The organism is Azospirillum sp. TSH58 (assembly GCF_003119115.1).
Lineage (GTDB): Bacteria > Pseudomonadota > Alphaproteobacteria > Azospirillales > Azospirillaceae > Azospirillum.
Map to the genome: position 1 here is coordinate 935,812 of NZ_CP022364.1, position 19,178 is coordinate 954,989.

General features: G+C 69.0%; 20 protein-coding genes. 11 read left to right on the forward strand and 9 right to left on the reverse strand.

Going from position 1 to position 19,178, the window contains the following annotated elements:
- The first annotated feature begins 708 nt into the window (after window positions 1-708).
- The 11 genes from TSH58p_RS07980 (at window position 709) to TSH58p_RS08030 (ending at window position 10,799) form a co-directional block, all read left to right on the forward strand.
- Window positions 709-1,449, forward strand: coding sequence for a PhoH family protein (locus TSH58p_RS07980; RefSeq protein WP_109068621.1), 741 nt, complete (start codon window positions 709-711; stop codon window positions 1,447-1,449).
- A gap of 251 nt (window positions 1,450-1,700) precedes the next feature.
- The gene (locus TSH58p_RS07985; protein WP_247873878.1) at window positions 1,701-3,881 is read left to right on the forward strand and encodes a bacteriohemerythrin; all 2,181 of its coding nucleotides are present in this window, start codon (window positions 1,701-1,703) and stop codon (window positions 3,879-3,881) included.
- A 27-nt stretch (window positions 3,882-3,908) separates the two neighbouring features.
- Window positions 3,909-4,154 (forward strand): hypothetical protein, encoded by a 246-nt coding sequence (locus TSH58p_RS07990; protein ID WP_146205834.1) that lies wholly within the window; start codon window positions 3,909-3,911, stop codon window positions 4,152-4,154.
- 72 nt (window positions 4,155-4,226) lie between these two features.
- Window positions 4,227-4,829 (forward strand): SCO family protein, encoded by a 603-nt coding sequence (locus tag TSH58p_RS07995; protein ID WP_109068623.1) that lies wholly within the window; start codon window positions 4,227-4,229, stop codon window positions 4,827-4,829.
- Between the two features lie 176 nt (window positions 4,830-5,005).
- On the forward strand, window positions 5,006-5,368 hold the full coding sequence (locus TSH58p_RS08000) for an AtpZ/AtpI family protein (protein ID WP_014239729.1): 363 nt from the start codon (window positions 5,006-5,008) through the stop codon (window positions 5,366-5,368).
- 12 nt (window positions 5,369-5,380) lie between these two features.
- Window positions 5,381-6,124 (forward strand): F0F1 ATP synthase subunit A, encoded by a 744-nt coding sequence (locus TSH58p_RS08005; protein WP_035672105.1) that lies wholly within the window; start codon window positions 5,381-5,383, stop codon window positions 6,122-6,124.
- 73 nt (window positions 6,125-6,197) lie between these two features.
- A complete protein-coding gene (locus TSH58p_RS08010; RefSeq protein WP_014239727.1) occupies window positions 6,198-6,422 on the forward strand; it encodes an ATP synthase subunit C family protein in 225 nt (74 codons plus the stop codon).
- Window positions 6,423-6,509: 87 nt separating this feature from the next.
- Window positions 6,510-7,160, forward strand: a complete 651-nt coding sequence (locus TSH58p_RS08015; RefSeq protein ID WP_109068624.1) for an ATPase — start codon at window positions 6,510-6,512, stop codon at window positions 7,158-7,160.
- Window positions 7,157-7,636, forward strand: a complete 480-nt coding sequence (locus TSH58p_RS08020) for a F0F1 ATP synthase subunit B (RefSeq protein ID WP_199230041.1) — start codon at window positions 7,157-7,159, stop codon at window positions 7,634-7,636. Before TSH58p_RS08015 ends, TSH58p_RS08020 begins: the two co-directional genes overlap by 4 nt.
- A 97-nt stretch (window positions 7,637-7,733) precedes the next feature.
- A complete protein-coding gene (locus tag TSH58p_RS08025; protein ID WP_109068625.1) occupies window positions 7,734-8,534 on the forward strand; it encodes a class III extradiol ring-cleavage dioxygenase in 801 nt (266 codons plus the stop codon).
- Between the two features lie 192 nt (window positions 8,535-8,726).
- A complete protein-coding gene (locus TSH58p_RS08030) occupies window positions 8,727-10,799 on the forward strand; it encodes a HAMP domain-containing sensor histidine kinase (RefSeq protein ID WP_109068626.1) in 2,073 nt (690 codons plus the stop codon).
- Window positions 10,800-10,836: 37 nt separating this feature from the next.
- Here the strand turns inward: TSH58p_RS08030 and TSH58p_RS08035 are convergent, their stop codons facing one another.
- The 9 genes from TSH58p_RS08035 to TSH58p_RS08075 all read right to left on the reverse strand — a co-directional run bounded on the left by TSH58p_RS08035 (window position 10,837) and on the right by TSH58p_RS08075 (window position 18,989).
- Entirely contained in the window at window positions 10,837-11,535 is a 699-nt protein-coding gene (locus TSH58p_RS08035) for a class II aldolase/adducin family protein (RefSeq protein WP_109068627.1), read from the reverse strand.
- A 143-nt stretch (window positions 11,536-11,678) separates the two neighbouring features.
- On the reverse strand, window positions 11,679-12,683 hold the full coding sequence (locus TSH58p_RS08040; protein WP_109068628.1) for a WD40 repeat domain-containing protein: 1,005 nt from the start codon (window positions 12,681-12,683) through the stop codon (window positions 11,679-11,681).
- 99 nt (window positions 12,684-12,782) lie between these two features.
- Window positions 12,783-13,172 (reverse strand): hypothetical protein, encoded by a 390-nt coding sequence (locus TSH58p_RS08045; RefSeq protein WP_109068629.1) that lies wholly within the window; start codon window positions 13,170-13,172, stop codon window positions 12,783-12,785.
- Window positions 13,173-13,183: 11 nt separating this feature from the next.
- On the reverse strand, window positions 13,184-14,245 hold the full coding sequence (locus TSH58p_RS08050; RefSeq protein ID WP_109068630.1) for a formate dehydrogenase subunit gamma: 1,062 nt from the start codon (window positions 14,243-14,245) through the stop codon (window positions 13,184-13,186).
- 32 nt (window positions 14,246-14,277) lie between these two features.
- Window positions 14,278-14,472, reverse strand: coding sequence for a hypothetical protein (locus tag TSH58p_RS08055; protein WP_109068631.1), 195 nt, complete (start codon window positions 14,470-14,472; stop codon window positions 14,278-14,280).
- Entirely contained in the window at window positions 14,469-15,065 is a 597-nt protein-coding gene (gene fdh3B, locus TSH58p_RS08060) for a formate dehydrogenase FDH3 subunit beta (protein WP_038529096.1), read from the reverse strand. Before fdh3B ends, TSH58p_RS08055 begins: the two co-directional genes overlap by 4 nt.
- A gap of 20 nt (window positions 15,066-15,085) precedes the next feature.
- Entirely contained in the window at window positions 15,086-17,998 is a 2,913-nt protein-coding gene (locus TSH58p_RS08065) for a formate dehydrogenase subunit alpha (protein ID WP_199230042.1), read from the reverse strand.
- A gap of 15 nt (window positions 17,999-18,013) precedes the next feature.
- A complete protein-coding gene (locus TSH58p_RS08070; RefSeq protein ID WP_038529100.1) occupies window positions 18,014-18,214 on the reverse strand; it encodes a hypothetical protein in 201 nt (66 codons plus the stop codon).
- A gap of 163 nt (window positions 18,215-18,377) precedes the next feature.
- Window positions 18,378-18,989, reverse strand: coding sequence for a molecular chaperone (locus TSH58p_RS08075; protein WP_109068661.1), 612 nt, complete (start codon window positions 18,987-18,989; stop codon window positions 18,378-18,380).
- Between the last annotated feature and the right edge of the window lie 189 nt (window positions 18,990-19,178).

Below are 19,178 nucleotides of genomic sequence, written 5' to 3' on the forward strand. Positions count from 1 at the left end.
CGCATGTCTGGGGCCATCGGCCAGGCACCAGGGCGGAAGGGTCAACCACCCGGGTTCTAGCGGCGCGGACCCCATCCGTTCAAGCCTTTCCCGGCGCCGATGGAGTGACAACCGCCGGACACACGCGCCTTGGGCCGGAACAGGGCGTCCCCGTCCGGGCTGGAGGTCCATGTGTTGCGTCAGCGGAAGGTCTCACTACAAAGTATGGTAATGGAACTGGATTCGCCGGGCAAAGGGTTTTGCAGGGATATGCCCTTTTCGCGCTGCGGCATCTTTCCCTCGCCACAACGCCCGCAGAGATGGTCCGCGCGACCTCAACACATCCCCTCGTCGCGGTGCCGCCGGGTTCCCTCCGCCTCTGGCGGTAGTCCGTCGCCGTCGCGCCTCCACCTGCGGCTCATCCACAACATCTTGTGTGAATCTTTTGCGATGCCCGCAATTTCGCCTGACCTTCGCCGCCGCGCGACCTATGTTTGTGATGTGAGGTTCCTTTCCTGACGAAGAGGTCCGCTTGCATCCTGCTTCGTTCCCGAGCGTCCGATTGTCGCCGGCACCCCATGACGGGCGCAGCCGACGGGACGCACGCCTCGCACCGGCAAGCCAGACTCCGGCCATCCTGTTGCACAGCAACATCGACGACCTCCCCCTTGCGGGAGGTTTTTTTGTGCCCGGAGCCGCCGCCCACCAACGTGACGTTAGGAGAGCGATATGGCCAAACGCCAGACCAAAGGCAGCGCCGTTTCAGCGTCCGAGTCGACGGTCCACCCACTGTTCCCCGCCGCCGGCGGCTGGAACCCCGTGGGCGGCGCCGACCGCCGCGACCAGAGCTATCTCCGCAAGGTCAAGCCCCAGAGCCCCAATCAGAAGAGGCTGATGGAGGCGATCAAGGACCATAACCTCGTTGTGGCGCTCGGCCCCGCCGGCACCGGCAAGACCTATCTGGCGATCTCCTCCGCCGTGGAGGCGCTGGAGGAGGGCAAGGTCGACCGCATCGTGCTGTCCCGCCCGGCCATCGAGGCGGGCGAAAGCATCGGCTATCTGCCGGGCGACATGCACGAGAAGATGGCCCCCTTCCTGCGCCCGCTCTACGACGCGCTGAGCGAGCGGCTGGGCGCCAAGCGCCTGCGCGCCCTGATGGCCGACGGCACCATCGAGATCGCGCCGGTCGGATTCATGCGCGGGCGCACCCTGAACAACGCCTTCGTGGTGATCGACGAGGCGCAGAACTGCACCTACGCCCAGATCAAGATGCTGCTGACCCGGCTGGGCTGGCACTCCACCATGGTGCTGACCGGCGACCCCGACCAGACGGACCTGCTGGACAACCTGTCGGGGCTGGCCGACATCGCGCGCCGGCTGGAGGCGGTGGAGGGCATCGCCGTCGTCCGCCTGAGCGACACCGACATCGTCCGCCACCCCCTGGTCGCCAGCATGCTGACCGTGCTCTGAAGCCGTCGGCAAACGAACGGCACCGACGCGCACCCACCCTTTCCAGTTCGCAACTGCGGGAGGCCTTCGGGCCTCCCCTTTCTTTTCCGCGGCGCTGCGAACTTTCTCTTCCAAACTTTTTGACGGCGGGCCGCGACGTTTTCTCACTCTGGGTTGATGCGTCTTGACGACGATCAGGCCCCCGGAGCAAAAGTAACAAAAAATTTAGCAGAATTTCCGGACGGCCGTCGCTCCGTCCGGGACCGGCGCCCTTGCGCCGGAAGAAGAAGATTCCGGAGGAACGTCAGGTGTTCGAGCGCATCAGCATCAAGGGTAAGATCTCCGTCATCCTGGGCGTCGCGGCCGTCGGGCTCGCCCTGATCGCCGCCGTCAGCCTGTTCGGCCTGCGCGCTGAAATGATGAAGGACCGGCAGGACAAGACCCGCAGCGTGGTGGAGGTCGCCCACAGCCTCGTCGCCCATTACGAGGAGATGGAGCGCAAGGGCACCCTGACCCGCGACGCCGCCCAGGCGGCGGCCAAGGACGCGCTGCGCCGGCTGCGCTACGCCGGATCGGAGTATTTCTTCGTCATCGACCGCGCCCAGCGCATGATCATGCACCCCATCCGCCCGGAGATGGACGGGCAGGACCAGTCACGCACCGCCGACCCGAACGGCAAGCTGCTGTTCGTCGAGATGACCCGCGTCGGCGTCGCGGCGGAGGGCGGCTTCGTCGACTACCTGTGGCCGAAGCCGGGTCAGGCGGATCCGGTTCCGAAGATCTCCTACGTGCGCGGGTTCGAGCCCTGGGGCTGGCTGATCGGGTCGGGCATCTATGTGGACGACGTGGCCGCCGCCTTCCGCGAGGCCGCCCTGTTCCTCGGCGGGCTGGGGCTGCTGATCGCCCTAGCAGCGACGGGCATCGCCCTGCTGGTCAGCCGGGCCATCGTCCGCCCGCTGCACGCCATGACCGGGGTGATGCAGACGCTCGCCGGCGGCGACACGGCGGTGACGGTGTCCGGCACGCAGCGCGGCGACGAGATCGGCGTCATGGCCCGCACCCTGGACGTCTTCCGCAACAACCAGATCGACCTGCAGCGCCATTGGGAGCGCCAGCAGGTGGAGCACCGCGTGACCGGGCAGCGCGCCCGCGCGCTGGAACGGCTGACGGAGCGCTTCGACGCCACGGTCACCGCCATGGTCGGCGCGGTCGGGCAGGCGGTGCAGGCGCTGGAGAACACGGCGCGCTCCCTGTCCGACACCGCCGACCGCAACATGCGCGAGGCGGCCTCGGTCGCCGGGGCGTCGCAGCAGGCGTCGGTGAACGTGCAGACCGTCGCCGCCGCCGCCGAGGAGCTGAGCAGCGCCATCGCGGAGATCGGCACCCAGGTCGCCACCTCCTCGCACATCTCCATGCAGGCGGTGAGCGCCTCCCGCCAGGCCAGCGAGCGCATCGACGGGCTGGGCCACGCCGCGCAGAAGATCAACGAGGTCGCCGACCTCATCACCAGCATCGCCAGCCAGACCAACCTGCTGGCGCTCAACGCCACCATCGAGGCGGCGCGGGCCGGCGAGATGGGCAAGGGCTTCGCCGTGGTGGCGGGCGAGGTGAAGAACCTCGCCGGCCAGACCGCCAAGGCGACGGAGGAGATCGCCACCCAGATCAGCGAGGTGCAGCAGGCGTCGCAGGGCGCCGTCACCGCCATCCGCGAGATCGCCGGGATCATCGCCCGCAGCGATGAGATCGGCACCTCCATCGCCGCCGCGGTCCAGCAGCAGGGAGCGGCGACCGGCGAGATCGCCCGCAGCGCGGGAGAGGCGGCGCAGGGCACGCGGCAGGTTTCCAGCAGCATCGACGAGGTTTCATCCTCGGCCCTGGAGACGGAGAAGGCGGCCAACGGCCTGCTCGACGCCGCGGAGAGCCTCGCGCAGCAGGCCGGGTCCCTGCGCGCCCTGGTCGACGCCTTCCTGGTCAACGTGGCGGCGATCAACAGCGCGGAGCTGGCCACCCTCTTCGCGCCCGCCGGGGAGGACGTCTTCATGCCCTGGAACGACACGCTGGCCGTCGGGCAGGAGGACATCGACAACGACCACATGATCCTGGTCGCGCTGATCAACCGGGCGGCCCGGCGCATCCGGGGCGGCGAAGTGCCGCAGGCCATCGGGTCGGCCATCGACCAGCTCGTCGCCTATACCGTCCTGCATTTCGAGGAGGAGGAGCGGGTGATGCAGCGGTCGGGCTATCCCGACTTCGTCCAGCACAAGGCGCAGCACGACGCCCTGCGCAAGCGCGTGGCCGAGCTGAAGCAGCGCTTCGAGGCCGGGGAGGCGCGGGTCGGCGACGATCTGCTGGCCCTGTTCCGCGACTGGCTGACCGGCCACATCCAGCGCTTCGACAAGCGCATCGGCGACCATCTGGCCCGACCGGGAGAGCCGACGCGCAAGGCGGCGTGAGGAACCGGAAGGGGGGCGGGCGTTGGGATGGATATGATCGTCGATGCTCGTGTGGAGGGTGCCGCCCGGTTGCCGGCCAAGGCCACGGTCGACGGCGTCGTCTGGAAGCCCCGCCTGGCCTGGCTGTTCCTCGCCCTGGTGCCGGGCGGCATCGCCGCCGCTGTGGTCTATGCCGCCACCGGCACGTTGACCGGCACCACGCTCGCCCTTGTTGCGCTGGCGTCAGCCCCCGCGGCGCTGGCGCTGCGCTGGGCCGCGCGGCGTCTCTGGTGAGCGCACGGCGCTCCCGCCTTGGGCAGATTGTCCTCTTGACCTGGGCGGTCCGCCGCCCCATTCCAGTCGGTCATGAAAGCCCGACTCATCCGCATCGCCGCCGCCTCCGCCGTGGGGCTCGTGATCGCCGCCGGCATCGCCTGGTGGCAGGTCCAGAACGCCTCCAGCACGGTGCAGAGCAGCGTGCCCATCGGCGGCCCCTTCACCCTGACCGACCAGGACGGGAAGACGGTCACCGACGCCGACTACCGCGGCAAGTACCTGCTGATCTATTTCGGCTACACCTATTGCCCCGACGTCTGCCCGACGGAGCTGGGCACGATGGCGCGCGCCATGGACATGCTGGGCGTGCAGGCGGAGAAGGTGCAGCCGATGTTCATCTCGGTCGATCCGGAGCGCGACACGGTGGCGCATCTGAAGGACTATGTCGGGCTGTTCCACCCCAATCTGGTCGGGCTGACCGGCACGCCGGAGCAGGTCAAGGCGGCGGCCAAGGCCTACCGGGTCTATTACGCCAAGGCGCCGCAGGAGGGCGGAAAACCGGAGGATTACTTGATGGATCACTCCAGTTTTCTTTACCTGATGGGGCCCGACGGGCGCTTCCTCGGGGTGTATCCGGCGGGCACCACCGCCGACCGCGTGGCCCAGGATCTGGGCACCCGAATTGCCGGCTGACGGAAAACACGAGCGGAGCCGCGCCCCTTGACCCGGTAATACCAAGGTTTCGGCGCGGTTTTGTTGGGTTTTCAAGCACTTGTATTAAGGGTTTTGCGACTTGACAGGGTTGTGCCCTGTCCGTATGGTCTCGCCGCTTTCGCGTGGCTGCGAGACAACGGGGACAACGAAGCGACATGAGCGACGAAAAGCCCCCGCCGTCTCTGGCAGAGCTTGACGCCCGACTGAAGAAGGCGCGTGAAGGGAAGGAATCGCAGAGCGGTCCGGGGAAATATCACCGGCTGCCGCAGAGTCCTCTCGGCATCGCCTTCCGAATCGGGACCGAGCTGGTCGCTGCCATGATCGTTGGCGTCGGTGGCGGGCTTCTGCTCGACCGCTGGCTCGGAACGGCGCCCTGGGGATTGATCGTCATGTTCTTCCTCGGCGCGGCGGCCGGAATTCTGAATGTCTACCGGGCCATCACCGGGCTCGGATTAGCCCCCGGCTACCGCCGGGCCCGTGAGGATGACAACGAGCGCCCCAACGGCGACGCACACTGAGCGAGGACGACCTTGGATCCGCTGCACCAGTTCCAGATCAACCCGATCCTCCAGATCGTGATCGCCGGGTATGACGTGTCCTTCACGAACTCGGCCTTCTTCATGGTCGTGGCGGTCGCGCTGATCTACGCGCTGCTCGTCTTCGGCATGTCTGGCCGCGCCCTGGTTCCGGGCCGCCTGCAGTCCCTGGCCGAGATCTTCTACGAATTCGTCGCGAACATGGTTCGGGACAACGCCGGGCACGACGCCCGTCCCTACTTCCCGTTCGTCTTCGCGATCTTCATGTTCGTGCTGTTCGGCAACCTCGTCGGCATGATCCCGTTCACCTTCACCTTCACCAGCCACATCATCGTGACCTTCACGCTGGCGGCGACGGTGTTCGTGTTCGTGACCGTCCTGGCCCTGATGAAGCACGGCCTGCATTTCTTCAGCTTCTTCATGCCGCACGGCGCGCCGCTGGCGCTCGCCCCGATCCTCATCCCGATCGAGGTGATCTCCTACCTGATGCGCCCCGTCAGCCTGTCGATCCGACTGTTCGCCAACATGATGGCCGGTCACACCATGCTGAAGGTGTTCGCGGGTTTCACGGTTATGATGATCAGCGGCCTGGGCGCCGTCGGCTTCCTCGCCGGTCTCGTCCCGCTGGCCATCAACATCGCGCTGACCGGCTTCGAGTTCCTGGTCGCGTTCCTGCAAGCCTACGTCTTCTCGATCCTGACCTGCCTGTACATCCGCGACGCTCTGGAACTGCACTGAGCACCAGCGCCGACCCGGATCATCTGTTCACCTTTTTCTCCACAGTTCACCCTTACCTAGAGGAATGAGTACCATGGAAGCTGAAGCCGCCAAGTACGTCGGTGCCGGTCTGGCCGTTATCGCCCTCGCCGGCGTCGGCCTGGGTATCGGCAACATCTTCTCGACCCTGATCGGTTCGATCGCCCGCAACCCGGCCGTCCAGCCGAAGGTCTTCCCGATCGGCATTCTGGGCTTCGCGCTGACGGAAGCCGTCGCGCTGTTCGCCCTGCTGATCGCCTTCCTGATCCTGTTCGCCTAAGGCCCGAGCGAACTTTCAATTTCGCTCTGACGCGGCGCCGGGCTCTCGAAGTTTCGGCGCCGCATTCTTGCCTAGGGGGACCGATCCATGCCGAACCTGTTGGCCAAGCGACGGCTGGTCCGCTGGTCGGGTGCTGCGGGCGCCTCGCTCGCCACTCTGACCGTGCTTGCCGGTAACGTCCTGGCGGCGACGGCGGAGCACGCGCCGGAAGCCGCCCATGGCGGCGAGCATGCCGCCGGCGGCCTGCCGCAGCTCAATCCCGCCACCTTCCCCACCCAGATCTTCTGGCTGGCGCTGACCTTCATCACCCTCTACTACCTCCTGTCCAAGAAAGCGCTGCCGCGCGTGGCCGAGGTTCTGGAGGAGCGCCAGGAGCGCATCTCGCGCGACCTGAGCAAGGCCGCTTCGCTCAAGGAAGAGGCCGAGGCCGCCATGGCCCAGGTCGATCAGTCCCTCGCCGGGGCCCGTTCCGAAGCCCAGGCCCTGATCGCCCAGGTGGCCGCCGAGATCGACGCGAACAACCACGCCCGTCAGGCCCAGTTGAACGCCGACAACGCCGAGCGTCTGCGCAGCGCCGAGGCGAACATCGCCGCGGCCAAGGAGCAGGCGATCGCCAACGTCCGCTCCATCTCCGCCGACATCGCCCGTGACGTCGCCGGCCGTCTGGCCGGTCTGGACGTCGACGCGGCCCAGGCCGATGCGGCGGTCGCCGCCGTGATCGAGGAGCGCCGGTCATGAACACGCCCGAAATGTGGGTCGCCATCGCCTTCATCATCTTCGCCGTCCTGGTGTGGAAGAAGGCGGCCGGCGCGATCACCGGCCTTCTCGACGCCCGCGCCGAGAAGATCCGGGCGGAACTGGACGAGGCCCAGCGCCTGCGTGAAGACGCCCAGGCGCTGCTCGCCAACTACCAGCGCCGTCAGCGCGACGCGCTGAAGGAGGCCGAGGCCATCATCGCCCACGCCCGCGAGGAGGCCGACCGTCTCCGTTCGCAGGCCGGCGCCGATCTCGAAGCGTCGCTGAAGCGCCGCGAGGCCCAGGCCATGGACCGCATCGCCCAGGCGGAAGCCGGGGCGCTGGCCGAGGTCCGCAACCTGACCGTCGACATCGCCATGGACGCCAGCCGCCGCATCCTGGAAACCGGCATCCAGCCGGCCCAGGCGGACAAGCTGATCGACCAGTCGATCGCCGAGCTGCCGAAGCACCTGCACTGAGATCGTTGCTCCACGGGCAACGGTCTTTCGAAAAACCCCGGCCTAGGCGCCGGGGTTTTTCTTTGGTGGAATGGGGCGGCAACCCGGAGCCCATTCCATGACCACGCCCCAGCCGGCCACCGCCCTGCCCTCCCCCGTCCCCAGCGTCTTCGTCTCGCACGGCGCCCCCACCCTCATCATCGAGGATTCGCCGGGCCGCCATTTCCTGGCCGGCCTGGGCAAGCGGCTCGGCCGCCCGAGCGCGGTGATCGCGGTGTCGGCCCATTGGACGACCCGGACCCCGGCGATCAGCGGAGCCGCGGCACCGGACACCATCCACGACTTCTACGGCTTCCCCCGCGCCCTCTACGCCATGCGCTACGCGGCCCCCGGCGCCCCGGCGCTGGCCGACCGCGCGCGGGCGCTGACCGGCGCCGCGGTGGACCCCGGCCAGGGGCTCGACCACGGCGCCTGGGTGCCGCTGATGCTGATGTACCCGGAGGCCGATATCCCGGTCGCCCAGCTCTCCGTGCAGCCCGGCGCCACCGCCGCCGACCACATCGCGCTGGGCCGCGCCCTGGCGCCCCTGCGGAACGAGGGCGTGCTGATCCTGGGCAGCGGCGGCGCCGTCCACAATCTCGGCGACTTCCGTTTCGGCGAGCGCGATGTCGCCGGCTGGGCGGAGGACTTCGCCGGCTGGCTCGACGGGGTGCTGACGACGGGCGACGAGGCGTCGCTGGCCGGCTGGAAGACGCTCTGCCCGCAGGCCAAGGCGGCCCACCCGACCGACGAGCATTTCCTGCCCCTGCCCGTGGCCTTCGGCGCCGCCGGCGATACGGTGCGGACGGAGCGGCTTCACACCGGGTTCGAGCATGGCAGCATCGGCATGCAAGCCTACGCCTTCCACGGCGCCGCCTGAAACGAAGCCGGAGATGTTTAAAGGGGGCCGACCCTTACGCACTTGTCTGTTTGCGCCGTTGCCTCGCCAAGCTACAATCCGCGCCACCCGTCCGTGCACACGGAGGGGTTTCTGACAACGTCGGGCTTTTCCCGCCCGCAACCTTCGGCCGGATCTCGTGGCTTACGAACGACAGCGCGTACGGGACGTGGCGTGAAGCGGAACGGAACCCTGCCCCGGTCCGGCGACGCCCCCTCCCCCCTCGGTGCCCCGGCCCGCCCCACGCGCTCCTTTCCAGGGCTCGGCCTCCTGCGCCGTCTCGATGAGCTGACCCTCGCCGCGCGCGTCGGGCTGGGCTTCGCCGTGGTGCTCGGTCTGGTGCTTCTGCTGGCGCTGATCGGCGTGGCCTCGCTCTACGGCGTCAACCGCGAGGTCGGCACCTTCTCCGGCTACGCCGACGCGTCCCAGACCGCCGCCGACCTGGACATCGGGCTGCGCGACCTGGAGGTTTCCGTCCGCGATCATCTGGCCGAGGGCGACCAGCAGAGCCTGCTCGACGCCGGGCTGCGCCGCGACGGCCTTCTGGAGCGGCTGACCGCCCTTGCCGGGATGGTGCGGGACGACGCCGACCGCCGCTCGGTGGAGGGCGCGCGCACGGCGCTGGATGCCTACTGGAGCGGCTTCGAGGCGCTGGTCGCCCTGCGCGGCGAGCGCGCCCGTCTGACCGAGTCGGTGCTGGAGCCGCAGATCTCCCTCATCCGTGGCGGGCTGGGCCGGCTGAAGGACGCGGGTGGCGTCGATTCGGCGGCGCTGGCCGGCGACGCGACCGTCGCCATCCTGATGATGCAGGATCATCTCGGCCGCTACGTGGCGCGGCGCGACGACCGCGACTCGCTGCGCATGCGCGCCGAACTGGGCAACGCCCGCGCCAAGCTGGCGGAGATGAACCGCTACCTCTGGGTCCCCGGCACCCGCCAGACCATCGACGAGGTGGAGGCGGCGCTGGCCGGGATCGACGGGGTGCTGGACAGCATCGAGGCCTCCCTGACCGACGAGGACGGGCTGCGCGCCGAGCGGCTGGCCCCGAACGCCGCCGCCGTCGCCACCCGCGCGGCGGAAATCCGCCAGCGCAACGACGCCGTCGCGGCCGCGCTGCGCGGCGGTCTGGCCGACCAGTCCTGGCGCACCCTGCGCATCGCCCTGTGGGCGGCGCTGGCGGTGACGCTGGCCGGTCTGGCGATGGTCTGGTTCGTCAACCGCCGGGTCGCCCGTCCGGTCGCCGGCATGGCCGCCGCCGTGACTTCGCTCGCCGCCGGGCGGACCGACATCGCCCTCCCGCCGGACGACGGGGCGGACGAGGTGGCCGCCATGGCCCGCGCCGTCCGCGTCCTGCGCGACAACACCGCGGAGATGGAGCGCCAGCGCCAGGAGGCCGCCGACCGGCACGGCCAGCTGTTGCGCGACAAGGAGCGCTCCGACGCCGCCAACGAGGCCAAGACCCATTTCCTGGTCAACATCGGGCAGGAGCTTCACGCCCCGCTCAACGAGATCGTCGCCTCCAGCCAATCGCTGATGGGCGAGTTGCACCGGCTTGGCGCCGGGGAGCTGGCGACCGACATCGAGCAGATCCAGTGGACCGGCGAGCAGATGCTGACCCTGGTCGACGCGATCCTCGACTACGCCCGGATCGAGGCCGGCAACATGGACGTCGTGCTACAGGATTTCGACGTGCACCGGCTGCTGATCGAAGCGCGGGAGCGCACGCTGCCCGCCGCCGACCTCAACGGCAACGAGGTGACGCTCCAGGCCGAGGCCGCGGCGCTCGGCCAGATGTATTCGGACTTCGGCAAGGTCCGGCAGGCCCTCCTCAACCTGCTGGACAACGCCTGCAAGTTCACGCAGGGCGGCGCCGTCCTGCTGGCCGCCGAGCGGGTCGAGCGCGACGGCGAGCCCTGGCTGCGCTTCACCGTGACCGACAGCGGCAGCGGCTTCGCCACCAGCCAGACCGCCCGCCTGTTCCAGCCCTTCGTCCAGGGCGGCAGCGGCACCAAGCGGCGCGGCGCCGGGCTGGGCCTGACCCTGGTCGGCCATTACGCCGCCATGCTCGGCGGCGACATCGAGGTGGCGAGCGAGCCCGGACAGGGCACCCGCGTCACTGTGGCCCTCCCCGCCTACTACCAGCCCCCGGCGGAGGAGCGCCCGCTCCAGGTCGGGCTCGCCGGCGCGGCGAAGCGTCCGCTGGTCACCATCGGCCCCCTGCGCCCCGTCGCCCAGCTGGCCTCCTGACGGCCAGCGTCTCCTGACGGTCGGCCTGTCCTGACCGTCAGGCCTCGCGCGGGCGGGCGGTGTCCTCCGGCGCGGCGTCCTCCTCGGGCGGCAGGCCGTACTTCATGCGGCGCATCTTCTCGGCGACGCGCGCGATCTCCTCGGGCGGCAGGATGACCGGCTCGCCCAGCAGATGGGCGTGGAGATACTGGCGGGCCAGCGTCTCCACCTCCACCGCCAAGGCGAGAGCGCCCTTCACCGTCTTGCCCAGCACGATCATGCCGTGGTTGGCCAGCAGGCAGGCCAGCCGCCCCTCCAGCGCCGCCACGGCGTGATCGGACAGCTCCTGCGTGCCGAAGGTCGCGTAGGGCGCGCAGCGGATCGAATCGCCGCCGGCCAGAGCCACCATGTAATGGAAGCTGGGGATGCCCCGCCCATGGACGGCCAGCGCCGTCGCGAAGGTCGAATGGGTGTGCAGCACCACATCCACGTCGGACCGCGCCTTCAGGATGTCGCGGTGGAAGCGCCACTCCGACGAGGGCCGCCGCCGGCCCACATAGGTCCCGTCGAAGGCCATCTCCACGATGTCCTCGGGCGCCGTCTCGTCATAGGGCAGGCTGCTCGGCGTGATGAGGAAGCCGCCCTCCACCCGCACCGACAGGTTGCCCGACGCCCCCTGGTTGACGCCCAAAGCGTTCATGGCGAGGCAGGTGTCGATGATGGCGCGGCGCTGCGCCGGGTGGGACAGGCTGGTCATGGGCTGCGGTCTCGCTTGCGGAACGGCGGAGTGCCGAACGGGCCATGGGTAAAAGGTGCCTGTCAAGGACGGTCGGTGGCGGAACTGAGGCATGTTCCAATTCCCCTCCGGGGAGAGGGCTATCGGTGCCAGCCGCAAAAGCCTCACTGACGGTCGGCGTCCGCCTTGCTCATCAGGTCCCAATGGCGGACCACCGCGTCATAGCCGGCGGACAGGGCGCTCTGCCCGTCCGGGGTGAAGGCGACCGCCAGGACCGGCTTCTCATGGCCGCGGAAGGAGGCGAGCTGCCGCCCGGTGGCGGTGTCCCACAGCCGGACGCGCCGGTCCCCGCCCCCGCCGGACAGCAGGGTCCTGCCGTCGGGCGCGACGGCGACGGAGGTGACGAAGCCGCTGTGCCCGTAGAGCGTGCGCAGGAGCGTGCCGGCCTCCATGTCCCACAGCCGCACCGTCTCGTCGCTGGACGCCGTGGCGGCCAGCCGCCCATCGGGGGTCAGGGCCAGACCGTTCACGCTGCCCTCATGCCCTTCCAGAACGGCCTTCTCCTGCCCGGTCGCGGCGTCCCAGAGGCGGATCTGGAAGTCGTAGCCGGCGGAGACCAGGCGCCTGCCGTCCGGGGTGTAAGCCACGGCGTTGACGTTGGCGCCGTGCCCCTCCAGCACCCGCAGAGGAGTTCCGCTCTCCAGATCCCAGACGCGGACGGCGAAGTCCCAGCCCGCGGAGGCGAAGCTCCGGCCGTCCGGCGCCACCGCCAGACCGGCGACGGTGGCGCCGTGCCCCTCGAAGCGGTGCAGCGACCGCCCGCTCTCCAGGTCCCAGAGGATGATGGCGGCGTCGCGGCTGCCGGTCAGGGCGCGCTTGCCGTCCGGCAGGAAGGCCACGGCGGTGACGCCGGCGGCGTGCTCGTGGAAGGAGGCGCGTTGGGAACCGGACGCGAGATCCCAGAGAATGGCCGAATAGTCCCAGCTCCCCGTCAGGACGCGGGCGCCGTCGGGCGACACGGCGACGGCGTTGACCATGGCGCCATGGCCGATCAGGTCGGCGGCGCGGGACAGCAGGGGAAAGGTCAGGACGGGCGTGGCCGCGGCCAGAGCGAACAGCCGGCGGCGGGTGTGGCACGGCGGGTTCCCCGGATGACGCGCTCTCCCCATGCCCGAACCGCCTCCCGAATAGGAAAAGACCGGCGGCCTCTCAGCCGCCGGTCAGGGGGTAACAGGTATCAGCACCGGACGTTCTTAGCGCCTGACCTTTCAGCGCCAAGTGTGCCCGCGGGCGACCGCGGGGTTGTTGGAGGTCCGGTTCGGCTCATAGCTGCCGCCCTGGGGCAGGCTGTAGCCCGCCGCGTGGTGACGGAAGGGCGGAAGCGCGAGGCCGGTCGCCGCATCGACGGTCAGGGTGTTGACCATGAAGGCGGCGTTGCCGGCGGTCCCCGGCATCATGGCGGCGACCTTGTAGACGGCGGTGCCGTCCTCAAGCGCCGCCTCGGTCACGCGCAGGACCTGCACGTTGTAGGTCTGCTCGACGATCCGCTTCACCTCGTCCGCCGGCTTGGCCGCCGGAGAAGTCTGGGCGGAAGTCTGAGCGGCGGCCGGAGCGGCGAGCGCCCCGGCCAGCAGCAGGCCGATCAGGAAGGAACGCATCGGTGGTGTCCTCACTCGGCCGGGGCGCGGTGGCGGCCGTGGTGCGAACGCGGAGTCTCGCCCGTCACCTCCTGAACCCACAGCGAGTGGTGCTCGCGCGCCCACTGGAGTTCGACGTCGCCCGTGCCCATCGCGTCGAAGGCGCCTTCCATGCCGACCGAGCCGATGTAGATGTGCGCGATGATGACCGCGGTCAGCACCACCGCCACCGCGGCGTGGATCAGCTGGTAGAGCTGCATGTCGGCCATCGAGGCGAAGGAGAAGGGCCACAGGAGCTGCACGCCCGTGAAGCCCAGCGCCGCGCCGCCCAGCACCGTCGCCCAGAAGATCACCTTCTGGCCGGCGTTGAACTTCTTCGCCGCCGGATGCACGCCCTTGCTGAACAGGCCGCCGGCCTTCAGCGCCCAGGTGATGTCGTTGCGCTCCGGGATGTTGTGCTTCACCCACATCACGAAGATGAGGAGGATGCCCAGCATGAAGGCGAAGCCCAGGTAGTTGTGGGCGAACTTGCCGTACTGGGTCATCGTGGCGAACGCCTCCGGCCCCAGCAGCGGCAGGACGGTGTAGCGCCCGTACAGCACGTTCAGCCCGGTGAAGGCCAGGATGACGAAGCTGCCGGCGGTCAGCCAGTGCACGCCCCGCTCGAAGGCGTTGAAGCGCTGGATGGTCCGGCCGGTCTTCTGGCCGTCGATCCGGATGCGCCCGCGCACCAGGAAGAACAGCACCAGCAGACCAAGCATGCCGCCCAGCACCCAGCCGCCATAGGTGGACAGCGGACCGTTGCGGACCGAGCGCCACAACTCCCCTTCCGACTGCACCAGCACGCCGGCGCTCTTGTTGGGGATGGAGACGTAGCCCTGCTCGCCCGAGCGGATCCCCCGCCACATGTCGACCTTGGAGGTGCCGTCGGCCGGCTGGCTGGCGACCGGCGGGAACGCCTCCGCCGCCGACGCGGCCGAGACGTTGGCCATGACCAGGGTCAGCGCCAGCATGGCGACGCCCAGCAGCACGATGTGCAGCGTCTTGCCCAGCCCGCTCGTGCCCAGCCTGCCCGTGGAATGATTCGACGTCATTGCGTCAGCCCTTCCCTTGAGAACCGCGCCAATCAGAAACGCTGGCCGGCCGAGCGCTGCTGGAGCGCCTGGACCTGATCCGCGGACAGAGGACTGTCCGCGGCGCCGCGGTAGACGCCCTTCTCCAGATGGATCGGGCGCGCCTGCTCCTCCTCGTTGCACCCCGCCAGAAGCGGGGTGACGAGAAGGAGCGCCATCGCACAGACGGTGCGGCGGATCACGGTCACGACCCCGCCTTCATCTGATAGGCGGTGCCCCAGCCCCAGGCGCCGGACCCGAAGCCGCGGGCGACCACGCGCTCGCGGTAGATGTCCGACACCTTGTCGCCGTCGCCGGCCAGCAGGGCCTTGGTCGAGCACATCTCCGCACAGAGCGGCAGCTTGCCTTCGGCCAGACGGTTGCGGCCGTACTTCCTGTACTCCGCGTCCGTGTTGTCGGCCTCCGGGCCGCCGGCGCAGAAGGTGCACTTGTCCATCTTGCCGCGGGTGCCGAAGTTGCCGGCCTGCGGGTACTGCGGAGCGCCGAACGGGCAGGCGTAGAAGCAGTAGCCGCAGCCGATGCACAGGTCCTTGTTGTGCAGAACCACGCCCTGCTCGGTCTGGTAGAAGCAGTCGACCGGGCAGACGGCCTTGCAGGGCGCGTCGGAGCAATGCATGCAGGCGACCGAGATCGACCGCTCACCGGGCTTGCCGTCGTTGATGGTGACGACGCGGCGGCGGTTGATGCCCCAGGGCACCTCGTGCTCGTTCTTGCAGGCGGTGACGCAGGCGTTGCATTCGATGCAGCGGTCCGCGTCGCAGAGGAATTTCATGCGGGCCATGGTGATGAACTCCTAGCGTCTCAGGCCGCCGAGATCCGGCAGAGGGTGGTCTTGGTTTCCTGCATCTGCGTGACCGAGTCGTAGCCGTAGGTCGTGGCGGTGTTCGCCGCCTCGCCCAGCACGATCGGGTCGGCGCCCTGCGGGTACTTGGCGCGCAGATCCTGGCCCTGGTAATGGCCACCGAAGTGGAAGGGCATGAAGGCGACGCCGCGGCCGACACGCTCGGTCAGCATGGCCTTGACCTTCACCTTGCCCTGCTCCGCACCCTCGACCCAGACCATCTGGCCGTCCTTGATGCCGGCGTTGTTGGCATCGAACGGGTTGATCTCGACGAACATGTCCTGCTGCAACTCGGCCAGCCAGGGGTTCGACCGGGTCTCGTCGCCGCCGCCCTCATACTCGACCAGACGGCCGGAGGTGAGGATGATCGGGTACTCCTTCGACACGTCGCGGTCCTGGATGGACTTGTAGAGCGTCGGCAGACGCCAGGACTTGGTGTCCTTGTAGGTCGGGTAGCTGGCGACCAGATCGCGGCGCGGGGTGTAGAGCGGCTCGCGGTGCACCGGCACCGGGTCCGGGAAGTTCCAGGCGACGCAGCGGGCCTTGGCGTTGCCCGGCGGGTTCAGGCCGTGCTTGATCGCCACGCGCTGGATGCCGCCCGACAGGTCGGTGGTCCAGGACACCGCGCCGATCTTCTCGCCGCCGATCTTCTTGATGACGGCCATCTCGGCCTCGGTCAGCTCCCCGGTCCAGCCCAGCTTGTCCAGCATGGCGTAGGTGACTTCCGGGTAGCCGTCCTTGATCTCCGACCCGACCGGGTAGGAGCCCTCGGCGAGCAGCGTCACGCCGTTGCGCTCCACGCCGAAGCGCGCGCGGAAGGCGCCGCCGCCCTCGGCGACCGGCAGAGAGGTGTCGTAGAGGTTGGCCGTGCCCGGATGCTTCATCTCCGGCGTGCCCCAGCAGGGCCACGGCAGGCCGTAATAGTCGCCGTCGCACGGGCCGCCGTTGGCGCGCAGCGTGGTCTTGTCGAAGGTCGCCTGATGCTGCATGTGCAGCTTCAGCCGCTCCGGCGACTGGCCGGTGTAGCCGACCGACCACATGCCGCGGTTCCACTCCCGCGTCGTGTCCTCGATGTCCGGTTCGTTGCCGTGGAGCTTGATGTTCTTGAACATCGGCTCGGCGAAGCCGAACTTCTTGGCGAACAGGTACATGATCTCATGGTCCGTCTTCGCCTCGAAGAGCGGCTCCATGATCTTGTCGCACCACTGGACCGAGCGGTTGGACGCGGTGCGCGACCCGACGGTCTCGAACTGGGTGGCGGCGGGCAGCAGGTAGAAGTTGTCCTTGCGGTCGGACAGGACGGCGGTCATCGTCGGGAACGGATCGACGACGACGAGCAGTTCCAGCTTCTCCATCGCCTTCTTCATGTCCGGAAGGCGGACCTGGCTGTTCGGCGCGTGACCCCAGAAGACCATGCCCTTGATGCTCTCGGGCTGGTCCATGTTCTCCTTGGCTTCCAGGACGCCGTCGAACCAGCGGGACACCGGGATGCCGGTGGCCTCCATCAGCTTCTTGTCCTTGAAGCGGGCCAGCACGTCCTCGTACGGGACGTCCCAGACGCGCGCCCAGTGGCGCCACGCCCCCTCCGCCAGACCGTAGTAGCCGGGCAGCGAGTCCGAGGTGACGCCGAAGTCGGTGGCGCCCTGCACGTTGTCGTGGCCGCGGAAGATGTTGGTGCCGCCGCCCGTCACGCCGACGTTGCCCAGCGCCAGCTGGAGCACGCAGTAGGCGCGGGTGTTGTTGTTGCCGATGTGGTGCTGCGTGCCGCCCATGCACCAGACGAGCGTGCCCGGACGGTTGGAGGCCAGCGTGCGGGCGACGCGCTTGAGCTGCGAGCCCGGAACGCCGGTGACCTTCTCGACCTCTTCCGGAGTCCACTTGGCGACCTCGGCGCGGATCTCGTCCATGCCGTAGACGCGCTTGGCGATGTACTCCTTGTCCTCCCAGCCATTCTCGAAGATGTGCCAGAGGATGCCCCAGATCAGGCCGACGTCGGTGCCGGGGCGGAAGCGGATGTACTCGTCGGCCTTGGCCGCGGTGCGGGTGAAGCGCGGATCGGCGACGATCAGCGGGGCGTTGTTCTGCTCCTTGCCCTTCAGGACGTGGAGCATGGAGACCGGGTGCGCCTCAGCGGCGTTGGAGCCGATGAAGAACATCGCGCGCGACTTCTGGATGTCGTTGTACGAGTTCGTCATGGCGCCATAGCCCCACACGTTCGCCACGCCGGCGACGGTGGTGGAATGGCAGATGCGGGCCTGATGGTCGACGTTGTTCGTGCCCCAGAAGGCGGCGAACTTGCGGATCAGATAGGCCTGCTCGTTGCTGTGCTTGGCCGAGCCGAGCCAGAAGACCGAATCCGGGCCGGACTTCTCGCGGATGGCCAGCAGCTTGTCGCCGACCTCCTGGATGGCCTGGTCCCAGGAGATCCGGGTCCACTTGCCGTCCACCATCTTCATGGGGTAGCGCAGGCGGCGGTCGCCGTGGGCGTGCTCGCGCACCGCCGCACCCTTGGCGCAATGGGCGCCCAGGTTGATCGGGCTGTCGAAGCTCGGCTCCTGGCCGATCCACACGCCGTTCTGCACCTCGGCGGTGACCGTGCAGCCGACCGAGCAGTGGGTGCAGACGTTCTTGACCAGCTTGACCGGCGCGCCCGCGGCGGGGGTGGCGGTGACCGCCTCGGCCTTCTTCACCATGCCGAAGGGCATGGTGGCGGCGATGGCGGCGCCACCGGCGGCGATGCCCGAGGTGCGGAGGAACGAACGACGGTCGACGGTGTTACCGGTCAGGCCGGAAACCATCTTCGCCAGCGAACGGCCGTTGGCCGTGGCGATCGAACGGCCGCCGGAAGCAGCCGCCTTCTTCTTTGTCAGCATGTGCGGCGGTCCTTCTTAGAAGCGGCTCAGTTCGTAGACCGTCCGGACATGGTCGGTCTCGCGGTAGCCCTGGGCGGGGGCGGGCTCGGCGGCCTGCACCGGCTCCGCACCCGCCACGGCGCCCACGGCGGCGGCGCCCAGCGCGCCGACGCCCAATCCAGCCGCGCGGAACAGGTCGCGCCGCGCCAGCGTGGTCTTTTCCTTCTTGTCCGTCATAGCTTCACCCTATTCTTCGCGGCTTCCCCGAGACTGAAGACCGATGTGCCGCCCGGTTTCCGGGCCTTGTTTTGAGCGTTTCCGGACCGGCCTTGTCGTGGACCGGTCTCGTTGTTTCGTTGTCTGTTCGGCGGCGGTGCCGGTGTCCGGTCACGCCGCCCGGTCACGCCGCCATGTCGAAGGCTTTCCCCTCGACCTCCAGATACCGGCGACCCAGCGTGCCCACCGTGCGGTAGAAGGCGGCGGATGGCGTGGATTCCAGATCGGTGAAGAAGGCGCCGGCCCAGGAGCCGATGTGGCGGTCGAAGAAGCGGCGCTGCTCCTCCAGATCGGCCGGGGCGCCGAAGGCCCCGGTGATCAGGCCCGCCATCATCTCGGCCAGGGCGGCAATGTGGTCTTCGGGCTCCTTCACCTCGTCGGCGCGGGCGATGCCCAGCAGAGCCATGTCGCCGCGCAGCTCGGCCAGCGGCTTTTCGTGAAGGAAACCGGTCAGGTAGTAGGACCCGTAGGGAGACAGGATGCCGCCGCCGACGCCGATGAAGAGTGTGTTGTACTCCTCCTCCACCGCGGCGGCGTCCGTGCCGCGGGCGGCGTCGGCCAGACCGCGCAGCGCCTGCCCGAGGGGGCTGGCGTCGCCGTCCAGCGCCGCCAGGGCGGCCAGGAAGTCCCCGCCGGGCGGGCGGGCAAGCAGATGCGCCAGCAGCGCATAGAGCTGCGCCCGCTGCATCTCCTCCGGCGGCAGGGCCGACGGATCGTGTTCACCGGTCACGGACACGGCGTTCATCCCTCCCGACACGACAAAAGGACCAGATCGGCAAAGCTCCGGCACCCGGCCCCACCCGTCGCGACAACGGCGGCGCATTGGCTCGCCCGTTGCAGGCTCACGGCGTCATGGGCCGGCGCCCGAGACGCCCTGGACCGACAACCTCATATTGCACCTGCGAAAAGCCTCGCCATATCAGGG

Excerpts from the sequence above, each read along its gene's own strand:
- TSH58p_RS07980 (WP_109068621.1), top strand. The coding sequence starts at position 709 with ATGGCCAAACGCCAGACCAAAGGCAGCGCCGTTTCAGCGTCCGAGTCG.
- TSH58p_RS07990 (WP_146205834.1), top strand. The coding sequence starts at position 3,909 with ATGGATATGATCGTCGATGCTCGTGTGGAGGGTGCCGCCCGGTTGCCG.
- TSH58p_RS07995 (WP_109068623.1), top strand. The coding sequence starts at position 4,227 with ATGAAAGCCCGACTCATCCGCATCGCCGCCGCCTCCGCCGTGGGGCTC.
- TSH58p_RS08000 (WP_014239729.1), top strand. The coding sequence starts at position 5,006 with ATGAGCGACGAAAAGCCCCCGCCGTCTCTGGCAGAGCTTGACGCCCGA.
- TSH58p_RS08010 (WP_014239727.1), top strand. The coding sequence starts at position 6,198 with ATGGAAGCTGAAGCCGCCAAGTACGTCGGTGCCGGTCTGGCCGTTATC.
- TSH58p_RS08015 (WP_109068624.1), top strand. The coding sequence starts at position 6,510 with ATGCCGAACCTGTTGGCCAAGCGACGGCTGGTCCGCTGGTCGGGTGCT.
- TSH58p_RS08020 (WP_199230041.1), top strand. The coding sequence starts at position 7,157 with ATGAACACGCCCGAAATGTGGGTCGCCATCGCCTTCATCATCTTCGCC.
- TSH58p_RS08025 (WP_109068625.1), top strand. The coding sequence starts at position 7,734 with ATGACCACGCCCCAGCCGGCCACCGCCCTGCCCTCCCCCGTCCCCAGC.
- TSH58p_RS08035 (WP_109068627.1), bottom strand. The coding sequence starts at position 11,535 with ATGACCAGCCTGTCCCACCCGGCGCAGCGCCGCGCCATCATCGACACC.
- TSH58p_RS08040 (WP_109068628.1), bottom strand. The coding sequence starts at position 12,683 with ATGGGGAGAGCGCGTCATCCGGGGAACCCGCCGTGCCACACCCGCCGC.
- TSH58p_RS08045 (WP_109068629.1), bottom strand. The coding sequence starts at position 13,172 with ATGCGTTCCTTCCTGATCGGCCTGCTGCTGGCCGGGGCGCTCGCCGCT.
- TSH58p_RS08050 (WP_109068630.1), bottom strand. The coding sequence starts at position 14,245 with ATGACGTCGAATCATTCCACGGGCAGGCTGGGCACGAGCGGGCTGGGC.
- fdh3B (WP_038529096.1), bottom strand. The coding sequence starts at position 15,065 with ATGGCCCGCATGAAATTCCTCTGCGACGCGGACCGCTGCATCGAATGC.
- TSH58p_RS08065 (WP_199230042.1), bottom strand. The coding sequence starts at position 17,998 with ATGCTGACAAAGAAGAAGGCGGCTGCTTCCGGCGGCCGTTCGATCGCC.
- TSH58p_RS08070 (WP_038529100.1), bottom strand. The coding sequence starts at position 18,214 with ATGACGGACAAGAAGGAAAAGACCACGCTGGCGCGGCGCGACCTGTTC.